Source organism: Loktanella sp. Alg231-35, assembly GCF_900143545.1.
Lineage (GTDB): Bacteria > Pseudomonadota > Alphaproteobacteria > Rhodobacterales > Rhodobacteraceae > Yoonia.
In genome coordinates, this window is record NZ_FREV01000002.1 from 482133 (window position 1) to 500117 (window position 17985).

At 56.5% G+C, this 17985-nt stretch carries 14 protein-coding genes, 1 tRNA gene and 1 pseudogene; 6 read left to right on the forward strand and 10 right to left on the reverse strand.

Annotated features, from left to right (window positions below; translation table 11 throughout):
• Positions 1-3 precede the first annotated feature (3 nt).
• The 6 genes from DHN10_RS05985 to DHN10_RS06010 all read right to left on the reverse strand — a co-directional run bounded on the left by DHN10_RS05985 (position 4) and on the right by DHN10_RS06010 (position 6134).
• The gene (locus DHN10_RS05985) at positions 4-1125 is read right to left on the reverse strand and encodes a Gfo/Idh/MocA family protein (protein ID WP_108814316.1); all 1122 of its coding nucleotides are present in this window, start codon (positions 1123-1125) and stop codon (positions 4-6) included.
• Entirely contained in the window at positions 1118-1882 is a 765-nt protein-coding gene (locus DHN10_RS05990) for a sugar phosphate isomerase/epimerase family protein (protein ID WP_108814317.1), read from the reverse strand. Before DHN10_RS05990 ends, DHN10_RS05985 begins: the two co-directional genes overlap by 8 nt.
• 16 nt (positions 1883-1898) lie before the next feature.
• Complete coding sequence (locus DHN10_RS05995; RefSeq protein ID WP_108814318.1) at positions 1899-2978, reverse strand: ABC transporter ATP-binding protein; 1080 nt, start codon at positions 2976-2978, stop codon at positions 1899-1901.
• Between the two features lie 7 nt (positions 2979-2985).
• Positions 2986-3882, reverse strand: a complete 897-nt coding sequence (locus DHN10_RS06000) for a carbohydrate ABC transporter permease (RefSeq protein WP_108814319.1) — start codon at positions 3880-3882, stop codon at positions 2986-2988.
• Position 3883: 1 nt separating this feature from the next.
• Positions 3884-4801 (reverse strand): carbohydrate ABC transporter permease, encoded by a 918-nt coding sequence (locus DHN10_RS06005; RefSeq protein WP_108814320.1) that lies wholly within the window; start codon positions 4799-4801, stop codon positions 3884-3886.
• A gap of 91 nt (positions 4802-4892) precedes the next feature.
• The gene (locus DHN10_RS06010; RefSeq protein WP_108814321.1) at positions 4893-6134 is read right to left on the reverse strand and encodes an ABC transporter substrate-binding protein; all 1242 of its coding nucleotides are present in this window, start codon (positions 6132-6134) and stop codon (positions 4893-4895) included.
• Between the two features lie 157 nt (positions 6135-6291).
• Between DHN10_RS06010 and DHN10_RS06015 the strand changes: the two genes are divergently transcribed.
• The gene (locus DHN10_RS06015; RefSeq protein ID WP_108814322.1) at positions 6292-7314 is read left to right on the forward strand and encodes a LacI family DNA-binding transcriptional regulator; all 1023 of its coding nucleotides are present in this window, start codon (positions 6292-6294) and stop codon (positions 7312-7314) included.
• Between the two features lie 212 nt (positions 7315-7526).
• On the opposite strand, the pseudogene DHN10_RS06020 reads toward DHN10_RS06015, so the two are convergent.
• Positions 7527-7760: pseudogene (locus tag DHN10_RS06020) on the reverse strand (transposase domain-containing protein); the annotation flags it as partial.
• A 315-nt stretch (positions 7761-8075) separates the two neighbouring features.
• Between DHN10_RS06020 and DHN10_RS06025 the strand changes: the two are divergent.
• The 3 genes from DHN10_RS06025 to DHN10_RS06035 are packed head-to-tail and all read left to right on the forward strand — an operon-like array spanning position 8076 to position 12686.
• On the forward strand, positions 8076-10484 hold the full coding sequence (locus DHN10_RS06025) for a GcvT family protein (RefSeq protein WP_108814535.1): 2409 nt from the start codon (positions 8076-8078) through the stop codon (positions 10482-10484).
• Positions 10481-12016, forward strand: a complete 1536-nt coding sequence (locus tag DHN10_RS06030) for a trimethylamine methyltransferase family protein (protein ID WP_108814323.1) — start codon at positions 10481-10483, stop codon at positions 12014-12016. Before DHN10_RS06025 ends, DHN10_RS06030 begins: the two co-directional genes overlap by 4 nt.
• A gap of 1 nt (position 12017) precedes the next feature.
• Positions 12018-12686 (forward strand): TetR/AcrR family transcriptional regulator, encoded by a 669-nt coding sequence (locus DHN10_RS06035; protein ID WP_108814324.1) that lies wholly within the window; start codon positions 12018-12020, stop codon positions 12684-12686.
• A 112-nt stretch (positions 12687-12798) separates the two neighbouring features.
• On the opposite strand, the gene DHN10_RS06040 is transcribed toward DHN10_RS06035, so the two are convergent.
• Complete coding sequence (locus DHN10_RS06040) at positions 12799-14118, reverse strand: ATP-binding protein (RefSeq protein WP_108814325.1); 1320 nt, start codon at positions 14116-14118, stop codon at positions 12799-12801.
• Between the two features lie 44 nt (positions 14119-14162).
• Between DHN10_RS06040 and DHN10_RS06045 the strand changes: the two genes are divergently transcribed.
• Together DHN10_RS06045 and DHN10_RS06050 are read left to right on the forward strand one after the other, a co-directional pair.
• The gene (locus tag DHN10_RS06045) at positions 14163-15092 is read left to right on the forward strand and encodes an MBL fold metallo-hydrolase (RefSeq protein WP_108814326.1); all 930 of its coding nucleotides are present in this window, start codon (positions 14163-14165) and stop codon (positions 15090-15092) included.
• Between the two features lie 67 nt (positions 15093-15159).
• A tRNA-Asn gene (locus DHN10_RS06050) sits at positions 15160-15234 on the forward strand.
• 53 nt (positions 15235-15287) lie between these two features.
• Here the strand turns inward: DHN10_RS06050 and DHN10_RS06055 are convergent.
• Together DHN10_RS06055 and DHN10_RS06060 are read right to left on the reverse strand one after the other, a co-directional pair.
• Entirely contained in the window at positions 15288-16739 is a 1452-nt protein-coding gene (locus DHN10_RS06055) for an aldehyde dehydrogenase family protein (protein WP_108814327.1), read from the reverse strand.
• A gap of 110 nt (positions 16740-16849) precedes the next feature.
• Entirely contained in the window at positions 16850-17893 is a 1044-nt protein-coding gene (locus tag DHN10_RS06060) for a pyridoxal-phosphate dependent enzyme (protein WP_234417047.1), read from the reverse strand.
• Between the last annotated feature and the right edge of the window lie 92 nt (positions 17894-17985).

Below are 17985 nucleotides of genomic sequence, written 5' to 3' on the forward strand. Positions count from 1 at the left end.
CGATCACGCCAACAAAGCGCGGGCCGCGTCGGGGCCAAGCACGTCGGGCCTGCTACAAGTGGTTGTCATTGTCAGGACCATGCCTGTTTCGCCAGCTTCCAAAATCGCCGTCATGACCTCGACCACATGGGTCGCGAAGTCTTCGTTGCAGCGATGCGGGCGGCCTTCGGCTATTGCCAAGGCCATGTCCGCCAAGCCCGCACCACGGTAGTTGGCTTGGGTTTCTTCGAAATTGGGGGTGTTGAACGGATGATCCCATGATTTCTCGACAGGATCACCGCTGCGTTCGGTCACGGTCAGGATGCCACCAAAGAAGTTTGGGTCCGGCAAGTTCATCGTGCCTTCGGTGCCGTAAAGCTCCATGATCGGATGGTTGCTGGCCCACACATCCCAGCTGGCCAGCAGGGTAATGATCGCGCCGCTTTCAAAGGACAGAACGGAATGGATCGTGGTCGGGGTCTCAACTGGCACGGTTTCACCGTCGCGTGGGCCATTTTGGATGGTGCGCGTTTCGCTGGCCATGCCTGTGAAGCTCGTCACTTTTTTCACAGGGCCAAGCAGGTGCACCAGATTGCAGATATAATAGGGACCCAGATCAAGGATCGGTCCGCCGCCCTTTTGAAAGAAGAAGTCAGGGTTCGGATGCCAATCTTCCATACCGCTGGACATGACCACAGCCGCGCCAGAGGTGACTTTGCCGATTTCCTTTGTATCAATAAGATTGCGGGCCAACTGATGGCTGCCGCCCATGAACGTGTCAGGTGCCGATCCGATCCGCACATTGTTCGCTTTGGCGATGTCGCCCAACTCTTGTGCTTCCGCAAGGCTGAGAACAAAGGGTTTTTCGGAATAGACGTGCTTGCCCGCCTGCAAAATAGAGCGAGACACAGAAACGTGGGCCGCAGGGATCGTGAGGTTGATGACCAGATCAACGTCCGTCGCAGCCAGCAGATACTCAACCGTCTCGGCCCGAACATCGAACTTGGCAGCCTGCGCGCGCGCATTGTCCATGTTGATATCGGCGACCGCAACGATCTCATAGCCTTTGAACATTGAGGCTAAGCTCAGGTAAGCCGTTGAGATATTGCCGCATCCGATGATGCCAACGCCAAGGTTCTTAGTCATGGCCGTCCTCCCACAAAGTCTTGAAAGCGGCCGCGGAGCGGGTGGCGTAGCCGATCGGATCGCTCGGTTTGTCGTGCTCCAAGGCATAAACTAGATCACTCGATGCACTGCGGCAGGCCTGCAAAAGCGACGCCCAATCCATTGTGCCTGCACCTAGATCGGACCAACCGTCCTGATCTAGATTGGTCCCGCTGGGTGCAATGTCTTTGACGTGAATAGCCGACAGGCGGTTGCCATAACGCTGGATGTATTCGATCGGGTCACGTCCGCCGCGCACGATCCATGCCAGATCGGCCTCCCACGCAATATCGGGTGCCGTGTCGAGCAAGATGTCCATCGGCGTGCTGCCGTCATCCAACGCCACAAATTCAAAGTCGTGGTTGTGCCAGCCGAACGTGATGCCGCGTGCAGCGTATTTCTTGCCCGCATCGTTCAGGCGCTTGCCCAGTGCGGCCCAGCCTTCGGCGGTGTCGGGGCGGTCTTTTTCTTCAAGGTAAGGCGCGAAGACACGGGTTATCCCAAGGCCCTCTGCAATGCCCATTGTGGCCTCGAAATCAGACGCGATATCGTCTAGCCCCATATGGCCTGACGGCATGGAAATCCCGTTGGCATCCATCGCCGCGCGGTAGGCCGACGGGTCGCCGTAAACACCGCCGTAGCCTTCGACAGTGGTGATCCCAAGGGCGGGCAATTGCGCCAAGAGTGCGATTTGATCAGCGCAGTCGCGCATCGAATAAAGTTGCAGTGCTGGTGTCATGTGTCTGGTTCCAAAATTAGAGACGGATTTCAGTTTTCTCGTCGAATAGGTGCAGCCGCGCCGCATCGAACCCGATTGTCAGGGTATCGCCAGATTTCAGGCCAGATTGCCCTTCGGTGCGCACGCGCACGGACTGGCCCGCGAAGTTTACCCAAACCAAGGTGTCAGAACCCATCGGTTCCACGATATCGATCTCGGCAGTGCCGGTGTAAGTCGCGCCTGCGGCGGCATCGCCTGTCAGGATGTGTTCTGGGCGAATGCCGAGCCACGCAGCAGTGTCACCACGGGTTTGCGTTGCGAATTCATAACCTGTTGCGTCGATCGCGAAGCCGTCACAGGTGAATGTCGTGGCGCTCAATTGGCCCGTAAACAGGTTCATCGCAGGAGAGCCTATAAAGTCCGCTACGTATTTGTTGCACGGCTTTGCGTAGATCATTTCAGGCGTGTCCAACTGTTCGATCATCCCGCCTTTCATGATTGAAATGCGGTCGGCCAGCGTCATCGCCTCGACCTGATCGTGGGTCACGTAGATCATGGTGTTCTTCAACTGCTGGTGAAGGCGTTTCAGCTCGACCCGCAGATCAGTGCGCAGCTTGGCATCGAGGTTGGACAGAGGTTCATCGAACAAGAACACGTCCACGTCACGCACAAGGGCGCGCCCAATGGCGACACGTTGGCGTTGCCCGCCTGACAGCGCGCCGGGCTTGCGATCCAGCAGCGGTTCGATCTGCAAGACTTCTGCCACTTGCGCGACCAGCTTGGCGATTTCGGCTTTTGGTACCTTGGCGTTTTTCAGGCCAAACGAAAGGTTCCCGCGCACCGTCATTTGCGGATAAAGCGCGTAGGATTGGAACACCATGCCGATGCCGCGATCGGATGGTTCGGCCCATGTGACGTTTTCACCTTTAATGAAGATTTTCCCGTCAGAGACATCCAGCAGCCCTGCAATGCAGTTCAGCAGTGTCGATTTCCCGCAGCCGGATGACCCCAACAGCACGAGGAATTCGCCTTCTGCGATGTCGAGGTTGAGTTGCTTGAGGACCTTTACGGCCCCGAAGTTCAGGTCTAAATCTTTGATTTCTACAGAGTTTGCCATGTGTATATCAGCCTTTGACTGCGCCGGCGGCAATGCCGCGGACAAAGAGTTTGCCAGAGGCAAAATAAATAACGAGAGGGACCAGACCGGTCAGTAGTGTCGCCGCCATATTGACGTTGTATTCTTTAACGCCCTGCACCGAGTTCACGATATTATTGAGCTGCACAGTCATCGGATATGTAGCGGGTTTGGTGTAGATCACCCCGAACAGGAAGTCGTTCCAGATGCCTGTGACTTGCAGAATGATCGCGACCACAAAGATCGGCAGAGCCATCGGTATCATGATCTGGAAATAGATCTGCCAGAACCCTGCCCCGTCCACACGCGCAGCTTTGAATAGCTCTTCGGGAATGGAGGTAAAGTAATTGCGAAACAGCAGCGTCAGGATAGGCATACCGAAGACCGTGTGCACAAGCACCAGCCCCCAGATTGACCCCATCAGCCCGATTTCGCGCAGCATAATCACGATGGGGTAAAGCATGGTCTGATAGGGAATAAAGGCGCCGATGATCAGGATCGTAAAGAAGGTTTCGGAGCCTTTGAATTTCCAATTGCTCAGCGCGTAGCCGTTGACGGATGCAATCGCGATGGACAGCAGGACCGACGGAACCAGAATACGCACCGAATTGCCAAAGCCACGCGATAGACCGTCGCAATTGATGCCAGTACAGGCCTCTGACCATGCTTTGACCCAGGGTTCGAACGTGATTTCCATTGGCGGGCCGAACACGTTGCCCATACGGATTTCCGGCATCCCCTTGAGGGAGGTGACGATCATCACATAAAGTGGCAACAGGTAATACATGGAGACCATGATCAGCGTTCCGTACAGGAAGATGTTGGAACGCGAGAAGGCTCTTTTGGGTTTTGGCCCACGCGGATCGACAGAGGTGTTTGTTGTCATGTCAGCCACGTTTCCGGCCTCCGAATTCGAGGTACGCCCAAGGGATCAGGATAATCACAACAGAGCAGAGCATCATGGTTGACGCGGCAAATCCTTGCCCAAGGTTTTGGGCGCGGAACATCAGTTCAATCACGTATTTCGCGGGCACTTCTGAGCTAAGCCCCGGTCCGCCGCCCGTTTGGGCAACGACCAGATCATAAAGCTTGATGATGCCCGCCGCGATCAGCACCAGTGCTGTCACAAACACGGGCCGCATCATTGGGATAATCACCATGACATAGGTTTTGACTGTACCGATCCCGTCGACCCTGGTGGCTTTCCAGATGTCTTCATCAATGCCGCGCAGACCTGCCAGCATGATGCACATGATCAACCCCGACCCCTGCCAAATGCCCGCAATCAGCAGACCAAACATCACAATGTCAGGGTTGTTCAGCGGATCGAAGTTAAACGTCGTCCAACCCCAATCGCGCACAACACTTTGCATCCCAAAATCGGGATTCAAAATCCACTGCCATGCAAGGCCGGTCACAACGAATGACAGGGCAAAAGGATATAGGAAAATGGACCGAAAAACACCTTCGAACCGGATCTTTCGATCAAGGCACGCCGCGAGAGTGAAACCGATAACCAAGGTCAGGATCAACGAGCAGATGCCATAAATGCCAAGATTCTTGATCGAAATCATCCAACGATCAGACGACCAGAGCCGTTCGTATTGATCAAAGCCGACCCAGTTGGTCTTGGGCAACATGCGCGAACCGGTGAAAGAATATGTGACAGTCCATGCGGTCCCGCCCACAAAGACGACAAGGGCCGTCAGGATCATCGGCAACGACGCAAGCTTTGCCATCCAGTTCTTGAGCAGCTTGCGCGGGCGCTTGTTTTTATGTGCAGGGGGGTCCGAGGCCACGGTCATCGTGTCGGCTCCATTTAGATTGTCAAAAGGGGTATTGGATTATTAATGGCTCGGCGAACACGCCGCCAAGCCACTTATCGCAGTGAGGAAATTAGTCTGCATTTTCGATGATGTCAGCGTAGGTTGCTTGAGCGTCTGCTGCGGACATGTCGCCGGACCAGAACTGTGCCTGCAGATCTTCGATCTGGAGGGTTGTGTCCTGAGAGAACGAGATGTCTCCCGATGGCAAAACGCCACCGTTTGCAAGGATTTCAAGGCCCTTTTGCATGCAACCGTTTGCTGTGGACATATCGATGTCACCGCGCACTGGCAGCGAACCCTTGGCAAGGTTGAAGGACACCTGAACTTCAGGTGAGATCAGCAATGCAGCAAGCTCCAGTTGCGCAGCTGTGATTTCAGGATCGTCGTTCACTGGGAAGTAGAATGCATCACCACCCGTGTCGATCACAGGGTTCAGACCAAGACCTGGCAGGCAGGAGTAATCAGTCCCCTCAACTTGTTCAGCAACAGAGAATTCACCCTGCGCCCAGTCACCCATGATTTGTGCACCAGCTTCGCCCGTGATGACCATGTTTGTGGCCATGTTCCAGTCCTGTACGTTGGATCCTCTTGCCAGCTCGCGTGCGGCGACAACAGCTTCAAAAGCGGCAGTGTATTCTGGGCCGCGTGCCGCATCAGCGTTCTTGTCGATGTTAACCGCGTCCCAAGCGTCCTGACCGGCAACCGCAAGTGTGATCGCGCCGAATGCGATGTTTTGCTGCCAGCCTTGCTGACCCATCGCCAATGGCAATGTTCCAGCGGTTTGGAGATCGGCAGCAGACGCTACGAATTCGTTCCAATCCGTTGGCACTTCGAGCCCAGCGTTTTCATAAGCGGCGTGAGACAACCAGATCCACTGTGCGGAATGGATGTTAACCGGAACACAGTAAATTTTACCGTCCAGCGTACAGGCCTCCAGCAAGGAAGATGGGTTCACGATGTCAGCCCAGCCGCCAGCTTCGGCAACCTCTGTTAGATCAAGAAGCAAGCCAGCTTCGATCAACTCTTCCGCTTGACGGCCGTGGTTCAACTGTGTCGCAGCCATCGGATCACCGCCGATGATGCGCGAAATAATGATGGGGCGCGCTGTGCCGCCGGAACCGGCGATTGCGCCATCGACCCACGTGTTGCCTGTGGCGTTCCAAGCGTCGGCAAATTTGCCCACGGCGGCGGCTTCGCCACCAGAAGTCCACCAATGGGTGACTTCCAGCTCAACGCCTTGGGCTGTTGCCACGGTTGCAGATGCAGCAGTGAGTGCGGTCCCCACCAATAGAGACTTCAAGATATTTGACATTTTTTTCCTCCCAGAAACGCGGCTTTGCGCAAGGTAATTTGAAATTGCATGGTGCTCTCCTGACCTTGCAATCGATTACATAGTGATCTGGCATTGATGTTTGTGTCAACAAAATATGTAATCGATTGCAAATCGGAGCTAAACGCAGGGCAATCAAGTGGTAAAAACCTCGACACTTCAGGACGTTGCACGGGTTGCAAAAGTCTCGACTGCGACGGTCTCGCGGACGCTATCAAACCCTGACGTCGTATCCGAATCAACAAGGCGACGGGTGTCAGAGGCCGTCAAAGTGACTGGCTATCGGATAAATCGCGCCGCGCGAAACCTGCGCACCCAGCGCTCACATTCGGTCCTGGTTTTGCTTCCCGATCTGGCCAATCCGTTCTTCTCGACGATCCTCGAAGGCATCTCTCGTATCTTGTCACGACAAGGATATTCGATGCTTATTGCCAGCACCAAACAGGTGCTCGACAGCGGGGATCGGCTGACCGATTATCTGGATGATGCCCGCGCCGACGGAATGATCATTCTCGATGGCGGGCTTGATCCAGACGTTGTTGAAATGCTCGAAAACGCACCGCAATCCAAACGCGTTCTCTTTGCCTGCGAGTGGATCGACGGTGCGAATTTTCCATCAGTTCGGTGTCAAAACCGCCAGGGTACGCGCACCGCGGTGGACCATTTGTATGACCTCGGCCACCGCAAGATCGCCCATGTGACCGGTCCTGAGGGCAATGTTTTAATGCACACCCGCAAGGACGCCTTTGTTACCGAATTGGGAAAACTAAATCTTGAGCTGAAGCCGGAGTGGATCATTGCTGGTGATTTCTCGCTCGCGGCGGGGTGTCAGGCTGCGCAGGCGTGGATCACTTTAGACGATCGCCCCACAGCGGTTTTCTGTGCGTCCGATCAACTAGCGATGGGCTTTATCGCAGAACTATCGCGCTATAGTTTCAAAGTGCCTAACGATGTGTCGGTTATGGGGTTTGATGACATCGATTTGGCGGAACAGTTCATTCCGCCGCTGACGTCGATCAGGCAGGATCGCCTGATGATCGGCGAAACCGCAGCGAAAATGCTCATGGAGCGGATCTTAGCCCCCAATGAAGAGCATTCGGTGCACGCCGCAGTCTTGCCGGTATCGCTCGTTGTTCGAGAAAGCACGGCATCACTAAACTGACCGAGAAAGCCTTTGGATTCAGAGAAGGTGCTAACATCTCACCCGTAACAGTTCGTTGATGTCGACGACAGAAAGCGGCCATTGTCTTCGCAAGAACCGAGACCAGCTACGTCCGCAACCAAGTCATCTGGCCCCCGATTTTGCTGCATCATGCATGAACGGCTGGTTTGGTGAAATTGCTGATCCGCGTTCGCACCCGCAGCAAACACCAGTTATGCAGCCAGCGCCGCAAAACGCCACGGCATCAGCTCGTCAATGCGGTTGATCTTGTGATCCGCGATACGTTCCAACACCCAAGTCAGCCATGCCTGGGGATCTACATTGTTCAGCTTGGCAGTCTCGATCAGGGTGTATGCAATGGCTGCCGATTTGCCGCCACGCAGCGATCCCATAAACAGGTAGTTCTTTCTGCCCGGTACAATAGGGCACATCGCGCGTTCGGCTGCCCAGTGATTGGGACCCTTGGGCATCGTAAGTAGCAACTATTCTGCTATGACATAGACTTATTCTAACAGTCTCCTGTGGTACAATATGGGGTATTTTTCTGCATATCCATGTTTGTTAAAGCAATAACAATACTTTACGTGATAATCGCGGCGGACTATCTCTCCGCCAATGTCCCTCGCGACCTTTCCCCCAAAATCCATCCCTACGATCCAAAACCGACATAATGCGCCGTGAAACCGGTCTAGACAGGTCTGTTCAGCCCAAGGCAAAGTTCTGGACAATACTGTATAGGCTTGCGAGCGAAGGATCTGAATATGAAGTCGCATTATCAGGCTGTGATCATCGGCGGTGGTGTTGTTGGCACCTCTGTTCTTTATCACCTAGCAAAATTTGGCTGGAAAGACGTGTGTTTGATCGAACGCTCGGTGCTGACGGCGGGGTCAAGCTGGCATGCGGCGGGTGGTATTCACGCGCTGAACGCTGACCCCAACATCGCCAGCCTACAGGCCTATACCATCGATCTGCTGCCCGAGATCGAAAAGGAATCGGGCCAGAACATCGGCCTGCATATGACCGGGGGCATCACGCTGGCGGGCACTCCTGACCGATGGGAATGGCTGCAATCGGCCTATCGCACCTTTCAGTCCATCGGCATTGATGACTGTCGCCTGATTGGGCCTGAAGAGGCCAAAGAGCTGTGTCCGATCATGTCCACCGATGGGATCATCGGGGGTATGTGGGCCGACCGCGAAGGATACATCGATACAACAGGGACCGTGCATGCCTATGCCGGGGCTGCCAAGAAACATGGCGCCGAAGTGATCGAGCATAACCGAGTTCTGGAGTTGAGCCAGACCGCCGATGGTTGGGAGGTTGTGACTGAAAAAGGCACGATCCATGCTGAACATGTGGTCAATGCCGCGGGCCTTTGGGCCAAGCAGGTGGGCCGTATGGCGGGGGTTGAACTGCCGGTGTCACCGCTTAACCACCACTACCTGATCTCGGACACGATCCCTGAATTGGAAGCGCTGGATTTCGAAGTGCCGATGACCGTGGACCTCGAAGGGTTCACCTATATGCGCCAAGACCAGAAAGGTATCCTGCTGGGTATCTACGAGATCGACCACCAGCATTGGAACATGGATGGCGCGCCATGGGACTATGGATTTGAGTTGCAGCAGGAAGACCCGGACCGGATCGAAAAGGAGCTGATCCTGGGATTCGAACGCTATCCCGCGCTGCAAGAAGTTGGTGTGAAGACCTGGGTGAACGGTGCTTTCACCTTCTCGCCTGATGGCAATCCTTTGGTCGGTCCTGTGCGCGGCAAACCCGGCTATTGGTGCGCCTGCGCTGTCATGGCGGGCTTCTTGCAGGGCGGCGGTGTGGGTAAATCACTGGCCGAATGGATGATCCATGGTGAGCCTGAGGCGGATGTGTTCGGCATGGATGTCGCCCGCTATGGCGATTACGCCGAGAATAAGCAGTTCATCAAAGAAACCACCGGCCAGTTCTACACCCGCCGGTTCGTGATGACCTACCCCAACGAACAACTGCCTGCAGGTCGCCCGATGAAAATGGCTCCGGCTTATTCTGATATGACGGCGGCTGGCTGTCAGTGGGGGGCAAGCTGGGGGTTGGAAGTGCCGCTGTACTTCGCACCAACGCCTGATTTTGAAGAGAAACCCTCGCTCAAACGCTCGAACGCGCATGAAATCGTCGCAACAGAATGCAAGAACGTGCGTGAAAACGTAGGCCTTCTGGATATCTCTGGTTTCTCACGGTTTGAGGTGTCCGGTGCCGGGGCCAAGGCGTGGCTGGATCACATCATGGCCTGCAAGATGCCAAAGCCCGGGCGCGCCAAACTGGCGCCGATGCTGTCGCCAGAAGGACGCATGAAGGGCGATCTAACCGTGTTCAACTGGGGCGATGGCACCTATTGGATCATGGGATCGTACTATCTGCGCGATTGGCACATGCGCTGGTTCCACGACTATATGTGCGATGAGGTTGAGGTGAATGACGTCTCTGACGCGATGGTTGGCTTCTCGCTTGCTGGGCCGAACAGCCGGAAGGTGCTGGAAAAGCTGACAGACGGGAACATTGGTGCCCTGCCCTTCATGGGCTGTGGTGACTTTGATATCGGTCTGCATAAGGTCAAGATCGGGCGTTTGTCGGTGGCCGGTGAATTGGGGTATGAAATCCACTGCCCGGCGGTCCATCACATCGCCCTGCGCAATCTGCTGCTTGAGGCCGGAGCGGATCTTGGCATCGGCGAATACGGGTTTAACGCGCTGCTTTCGTTGCGTCTGGAAAAGAGCTTTGGCATCTGGAACGCGGAATTCACGCAAGCCTATAGCGCCGCACAAACCGGCATGGATCGGTGGATTGCATGGGACAAGGGTGATTTCGTGGGCAAAGAGGCTGCCATGACAGAACGTGATGGCAATGGCCCCGCCCAGCAATTGGTCACACTGCACGTACATGCCGAAGATGCAGACGCGAGCGGATACGAACCGATCTGGAAAGACGGCAAACGCGTTGGTTTCGTAACATCCGGTGGCTACGGGCACACGACGGAGATGTCGCTGGCCATGGCGATGGTCGATAGCGATTTGGCGGCCGAAGGAACCGAACTCAAGGTCCATATTGTGGGTGTTGAACGCAAAGCGACCGTCATCGCCCCCTCACCCTATGACCCACAGGGTCAGGCGATGCGCGGATGAGCGCGACCAAGCAACCCAAACGCAAAGGGCGGCGTGGACGCGGCAACGCGCCTGCGGCCCATCGCGCGGTGAACTATCGGCAGTTGCGCAATCCGTTTCCGCCGATGGACGTGTTTTCCGCTGATGAAATCGCGAATATGCATGAAACGGCGCTGCGCACGCTGGAAGAACTGGGGATGAAGGTCTTGCTGCCCGAAGCGCGCACGGTCTTTGCCAAGGCGGGCGCGCGGGTCGATGATGACATGGTCTATATCGGGCGCGATCTGGTCGCGGCGGCCATCGCATCGGCACCAAAATCCTTCACTTGCAAGGCGGGTGCCACCCACCGCGATTTCCAGATGGAACTGGGCGCGCTGACCTTTCAACCCGGTGCTGGTGCGCCCAATTGTACTGACCTCAAACGCGGGCGGCGTGCTGGCACGGGCCGTGATTTTCGCGAGTTGATCCAACTGACACATCATTTCGATGTGTTCCAGATGGTCTCGCCCTTGGTGGAACCACAGGATATCGCAACCAATCTGCGCCACTACTTCACGGTTGAGGCGCAGCTGACACTCACCGACAAATTCCCATTCTTCTTTTCGCGCGGCACGCCACAGGTCATAGACAGTTTTGAAATGCTCAAAGATTTCCGTGGCTTGTCGGACGAAGCTTTCGCAGCTGATGCGCATTGTTACACGATCATCAACACCAACAGCCCGCGCACGCTGGACATTCCCATGGCGCAAGGCCTGATTGATTTTGCCAAAGCCCGGCAACTTTCCATTGTTACGCCGTTCACCCTTATGGGTGCCATGGCCCCGATCACGGTGGCAGGCGCGATCACGCTAAGCCATACCGAAGTGCTCGCCGCTCTTACCCTGACCCAATTGGTCAATCCAGGTGCGCCCGTCTGCTATGGGACCTTCACGTCAAACGTTGACATGAAATCAGGCGCACCCGCCTTTGGCACGCCCGAACATTTCCAAGCCTCATTGGCTGCCGGGCAAATGGCCCGGCTGCTTGGGCTGCCATGGCGCAGCGCGGCTGGATCGGCGTCCAATGCCAACGATGTGCAGGCGGCCAATGAAAACCAATTCGGGCTGTGGGGCTGCCTGATGGCTGGGGCGTCGGTGATTATCCACTCCGCCGGTTGGCTCGAAGGTGGGCTGTCAGTGTCTTACGAAAAACTGATCTGCGATGCCGAAGTGCTGAACATGGTCGCAGAACTTTGCGCCGGGCGCGGTGCGGGCACGGATGAGATCGGATTTGACGCCATGGCAGAGGTCGCCCCAAGCGGGCATTTCTTTGCAACAACCCAGACGATGGCCCGCTACAACACCGAATTTTATGAACCTATCGTGCATGACTATGCCAATTTCGGGACATGGACGGAACGCGGCAGCGTCGATGCCTCCACCCGCGCCACCGCCGTCTGGGAAAAGATACTGAAAGAAGACAAGCGACCGGACGTGAACCCCGATAAGGTTGCAGCACTCCAACACTATATTGCGAAACGCAGCGCCGCAGGCGGCGCACCACCAGAAAGCTAGGATGAACCGCGACACCCCCCTTCTTGACCGGAACAATCCTGACAAGGAGCCCCTTGGCGGGCACACGAAAGTCACGCGCGATGACTGGTTGAATATTGCACGGGATATCCTTGTCAATGACGGGGTCGCAGAGGTGAAAGTTCTCAAACTGGCCGAACTCTTGGGTGTCTCTCGCTCCAGCTTTTATTGGTACTTCACGAACCGCAAGGACCTGCTGAACGCATTGCTGGATGAATGGAGCAATCGGAACACGGCCCGCCTTGTTGCGCATTGCCAAAGAGACACGAAAAACATCTCTGCTGCGCTGTGCAACTTCTTCCAATGCTTCGTGAACCCGGCAATCTTTGATACGCGGCTTGATTTTGCGGTGCGCGAATGGGCGCGCCGCGATCCGGGATTGCGCGCGCGGATTGATGATGCGGATGACACGCGGATTGCCGCAGCGGTCGCGATGTATGCGCGGCATGGCTATGGGGCTGTGGATGCCGATGCCCGCGGGCGCATTCTTTACTTCATGCAGCTGGGCTATCATGCGCTGAAAAAGTCCGAGCCGATGGAAGAACGCATGTCGCGGATGGTGCCCTATATGCGCGGCTTTCTGGGGCAAGAGCCCGATCCGGGCGCAATCGCGGATTTCTTTGCCTATATTACGGACAACGATCTGCGCTAGAGCTTGTAGACGGGCAGCAGGATGGGCTTGCCGCATTTCGTTTCACCAATCGGGAAAAACGGCAAAAAATGGAACAACATCGCACTATAACTATCTGTTTTTGAGTCATTTTTTATCTCGCAAGTACCAACTCAGCCTTCAACCCACCAAGCCGGTCACTTTCGCCCAACCGCAAAACACCGCCATGGGTGCGCGCAATATCGGCCACAATCGATAGCCCCAAACCAACACCGCTGCCCTGATCCTGATTGCGTGCGGGGTCAAGACGGACAAAGGGGCTGAGCGCTTCGTCATAGCGATCGGGCGGGATGCCCGGCCCGTCATCCTCGACCCAGAACCGGACTGCGCGATCTGTGACGCTCACCCCAATCTCGGCCTTGGTCCCATAGCGCAGGGCGTTGCCAATCAGGTTATCCAACGCGCGGCGAATGGCCATAGGCCGCAGGTTGACCGGATCAGGCGGGCCTTGCATGTCGCCAAGGGCTACATTCTGTTCCATCCGCCTTGCGTCTTCATAGATTGCTTGCAGCAGATCGGCGGGCACGGTTTCTTCGAGGCTGTCACCGGCGTCACTGCGGGCGAAATCAAGGAAGGCATTTAGCAGGTGTTCCATGTCATCGACATCGCGCTGCAACGGTGCAGCATCTGCGTCATCCAGCATCGACAAACCCAGACGCATTCGCGTCAACGGCGTGCGCAGATCGTGACTGACGCCCGATAGCATCATGGTCCGGCTTTGTGACTGACGCTCGATCCGGTTACGCATATCGAGAAAGGCCATGCCAGCCGCCCTGACCTCTACCGCGCCGGTCGGCGTAAACGGCGTGATGCGCCCCTTGCCGTAATCAGCAGCCGCCCGCGCCATACGCTTGATCGGGCGCAACTGGTTGCGCAGGAAAATATAGGCAATCGCCGTCATGAACGCCCCAAGGATCACCATAATCACCAATAGTTGGTGTGGGTTCGACGCCGATACACGCTTGCGGCTGATATCCATCTTGAGCGGGCCATGCCGCGTCTCGACCCAGACAACCACCCGGCGATGATCCGCGAGTGACACTGCCGCGATTCCCGTCAGACCTTCGCGTAGAATGGCGATCACTGTATCACCGGTCAGGTCCTGAAATGGCACGATATCCGCTGGTACAGCTTCATTTGAGGGCAGTTGTGTGTCGATCTCTAATGGCCCACCCAGCTTTGCAATGGCCGTTTGGGCCTCTTGCAGGGTCCGGGCCTCGTTTGCTGTTGCCACCAAAAACCGCAGTTCGATGTTCACAGCACTTGTCATCAGCCGCGTGACCCCGTCAAAGTGGCGTTGAATGAACACCACAGAGACCAGCAATTGCAGCAACAACACCGGCAGGATCAGGATCAGCGCGGCACGCGCGTAAATCCCGCGCGGCATGTAGTTTTTGAGCCATCGAAAGAACATGCCCCCACGCTATCTGCGACCGGACCAAAGGCAAAGCACAGATCATGAGCAATACGAATGAATTTGCCCCAGTGCCCGGAGAACCTCTGAGCCTTGCCGATGATCTGGTCTTGGTTTTGGCCCCTAATCCATCGCCGATGACCTATCTGGGCACCAACAGCTATCTGGTTGGGCGCGACACGCTGGCGGTAATTGACCCCGGCCCCGCGGACGACATGCACCTTGCAGCATTGTTGAAGGCCATCAATGGGCGGCCCGTCGAACATATCCTGCTGACCCACAGCCATCTGGATCATTCGCCGCTGGCCCGCCCACTGGCCCGCGCCACAGGCGCGCCGGTTCTTGCTTTTGGTGACAGCAGCGCCGGGCGCAGTGCCGCGATGATGCAACTGGCGCAAGATGGATTGGTCGGTGGTGGTGAAGGGATCGACCCGGATTTCCAACCGGATCAGATAGTTACGGACGGTGCCGTTATCGCAGGAAATTGGGGTACGGTGACAGCGCATCACACCCCCGGCCACATCGGCAATCACCTATGTTTTGCATGGGGTGACGCGATGTTTACAGGGGATCACGTCATGGGGTGGGCCAGTTCATTGGTCTCGCCGCCTGATGGTGACCTAACCGATTTTATGGCGTCCTGTGACAGGCTGGCGGCGATCAAAAGCACGATCTACTACCCCGGCCACGGCGCCCCCATTCAACTGCCCATGGACCGTTTGCAATGGCTGATCACGCATAGAAAAGGACGTGAGGCGCAAATCCTGCGCGCCCTGTCTCAAGGGCACAGCACCACCACAGCCATCACACAGACCGTCTATGATGATGTGCAACCTGCCCTTTTGCCCGCCGCCGAGCGCAATGTGCTGGCACATCTCATTGACCTTTATGGGCGCGGTATGATCACCGCACAGCCTGCCCTTTCAGCACAGGCGGAATTCAACATTCGCAAGACCAAAACCCCGCCTGCATAAGTTTCCAAATTTCTGCGCAAAACCCACTAGACGTCCCTGAATCGCATTGCTATAGGAGCCTGAGTGTTCCGACGTAGCTCAGCGGTAGAGCAGTTGACTGTTAATCAATTGGTCGTAGGTTCGATCCCTACCGTCGGAGCCAATTTCCCAATTTAGGCCGAAATTGGCAGTGAAAAGTACCCGCAGCTTTGCGCGCTAAGACAGCCGAATAGCGATGTTCTTGGTTTGGACATAGTTCCACAGCGCCTCGCGTCCTTTTTCGCGCCCATACCCCGATTTGCCAAAGCCGCCAAAGGGTGTTTCAACCCCGCCTGCGAACCATTCGTTCACAAAAACCTGCCCGGCCCGGATCTGGCGTGCAGATCGTGTGGCACGGTCAAGGTCACGGGTGAAAACACCGCCGACAAGCCCGTAGGGCGTGCCATTGGCAATCCCGATCGCCTCTGCCTCATCCCGGAACTTGAGGACCGATAGCACAGGCCCGAAAATCTCATTGCTGGCGATATCCATATCAGGGGTCACATCTGTCATCACCGTCGGTTCCAGAAACGCGCCCGGCCGATTGAGCTTGCGGCCCCCGGTGGCGATCATTGCCCCCTCGCGCTGCGCGTTTTCGATGATTCCAACCGCGCGATCGCGTTGCCCGTCAGAGACCATCGCCCCCATGTTGGCCCCAGTCGTATCCCGCTCAATCCCCGGCCCGACGGAAAGGGATTTGGCGATCCCTACCGCACGTTCGACCAGTTCATCGTGACGGCTTTCATGTACGATAACCCGCGACATCGCTGAACAGACCTGTCCTGCGTTGAAGTAGATACCCCAGCGGATATCCCGCTCAAACGCATCAAGATCCGCATCATCATGCACAATTGCGGCCGATTTGCCGCCCAGTTCCAGCACACAAGGCACCACATTGCCTGCCGCAGCCTTGGCAATGGCGATCCCTGTGGGCACAGAGCCGGTGAAAACAATTTGGTTCACGTCCGCATGACCAGCCAAAGTCGCCCCCGCATCATGACCCAGCCCGCACAGGATATTTACGGCACCTGCCGGGAAACCTGCCGCTTCGGCCGCTTTGGCCAGATAGGCATTCGTCAGCGGTGTCATTTCGGGTGATTTGATCACGCAGGCATTGCCGGTCGTCAAACCCGCAGACAAAGATCGCGCGCTCATCTCAATGGGGTAGTTCCAGGGGATGATCTGGGCCGAGACGCCAAAAGGTGCGTTCTCGGTAAAGTCGAAATAACCTTTACCCAATGGGATCGAGCGCCCCTCGACCGTGCTTGCCTGATTGCCGTAGTATTCAAAGTAGAGGGCGGCACCCGCAACTTCGATATGTGCCTCCCACAGGGGTTTACCCTGTTCGCGTGTCAGGGTTTCGGCAATTTCGTCTTTGTGTTCCAGCAGATAGCGCCCCATGGCCTGCACCATGCGCCCCCGTTCAATCGGGCGCATGTCCGTCAGAACACCTGACATATGGACACGCCGTGCTGCTTGCACCGCGCGGTCCACATCGGCGGCATCCGCCAGCGCATGTTCGGCCAATTTTTCACCCGTCGCTGGGTCGGTCACATCAATGCGACCTGCCCCGCCATCGACCCAGACACCATCAATATAGTTCTGCCAATATGGTTTGATCTGCGCCATGTGCTGCCCCTTTTGAAGCCTGTCTGGTGGTTGTCATCCGCAACCTAAGCTGCCGCATCGGCATCTAGCCGTCGGACAGCGACATTTGACAAGCCAATTAGCCGGGCCGACTAGGCGGGCCGCTCGGAAATCACAACCAACGGGCGGAAGGATGCGTCTTGCAGCAGCTTGGCATCCGCCTGCATGAGCGCACCAAAGCCCGCAGCCCCTGACGGGGTTGTGGGAATACCCAAGGATGTCACCTGTTCTGATGCACCAATGCCTTCGGCCTCGGTCAGCGTGGCATAGCGTACGTCGCAGCGTTCAAGAACGCTCCAGGCCACGATGGAAGGGTCCTTGCAATCCAGACGACCCATAATCGATTCCGGACCTTCACCGCGGCTGGGCTTGCCTGCCAGATGGCTGGCCTGCAGACAGGCCGCTGATACAGGTTCGACCACAATCAATTCGGGTTGTTCGGTCCAGTTCAGGCGGATCATATGCGCCATTGCCGCGGCCAAGCCGCCGACACCGGCCTGCAAATAGACATGGGTGGGCCATTGACCTGATGCTTCAAATGTCTCGCGCAGCTCTTCTGGGATCACGCAATAGCCTTCCATGACCCATTTGGGATAGACCGTGTAGCCCGGCCATGTGCCATCTGCGAGCAGGATATCACCCGCCTGATCGGCATCCTTAGTCGCGGCGGCGACACTATCTTCATAGATCGCACCAGAGCGCACAACGCTTGCACCAATCGCACGCAAACGATCGGCAAAACTCTCTGGCACCGTATCAGCCAGATGGATCCGTGCCTTGGCACCTGCGGCACGGGCGCCAGCGGCTACGCCAATCCCGTGATTGCCGGCGCTGGCACAGACAAAGGTTTGGGCCGCAATAAACGCCTGCGCCTGGGGTGAAATCTGCGCCTCTGGCAAGAGCGCTTCGCCGGTTTGAGCCTGCCATTTCGCATCAAGAATGCGCGCCACGGCGTAAGGTGCCCCCAGCGCCTTGAACGCGCCCAACCCCAAACGGTTGGTTTCATCCTTGGCCAGCACGGCACAACCGCCGAGGCCTTTCAACGTCGTCACAGGTGTTGGTTGATAATCATCACGGGCCTGAAAGAACGCACGCGCGGCGGCAAAATCGGGGGCGAAGCTGAAGTCATCTGTCATATCCATAAGGCAGAACATTATAGGCCGTCGCTGAAATTTAATTGCAGCGTTTGCGCGTTTCGCGATAATCTTTTGCATCACCTCGCAATGAC